Below are 365 nucleotides of genomic sequence, written 5' to 3' on the forward strand. Positions count from 1 at the left end.
GTCGGTGCCGGGGTGGGGCCCGGGTCCACCCGGTCGTGCTTGTCCCCGCCGAGCAGCACGAAGCCGGTGACGCCCGCGGCGACGACGACCGCCGCGGCGGCGATGACCGCGACGAGCTTGGTACGGTCCCGGCCGCCACCGCCGCCCGTCGGCGGGGGCACGGGCGCGCCGGCCGGCTGGGTGGGCGCGTTCCAGGGTTGGGGCTGCTGGTAGGGGTTCGGCTGATGGTACCCGGCCTGCTGATACGGGTTCGGCTGATGTTCGACCGGGGGCTGCTGCGGGTTCTGTCCGCCCCCCGGTGGCTGCTCTCCTGGCCACATGCGAGGCAACGATACGGCGGGCGTCCCCCGCCCTCGGACGGGGGT

1 pseudogene is annotated in these 365 nt (G+C 75.9%); it reads right to left on the reverse strand.

Features of this window, described 5'->3' with window-relative positions:
- Positions 1–320 (reverse strand): annotated as a pseudogene (locus CCN72_RS37685) (hypothetical protein); the annotation flags it as partial.
- Positions 321–365: the final 45 nt, after the last annotated feature.

This window comes from Streptomyces murinus, from assembly GCF_002154555.1.
Lineage (GTDB): Bacteria > Actinomycetota > Actinomycetes > Streptomycetales > Streptomycetaceae > Streptomyces > Streptomyces murinus.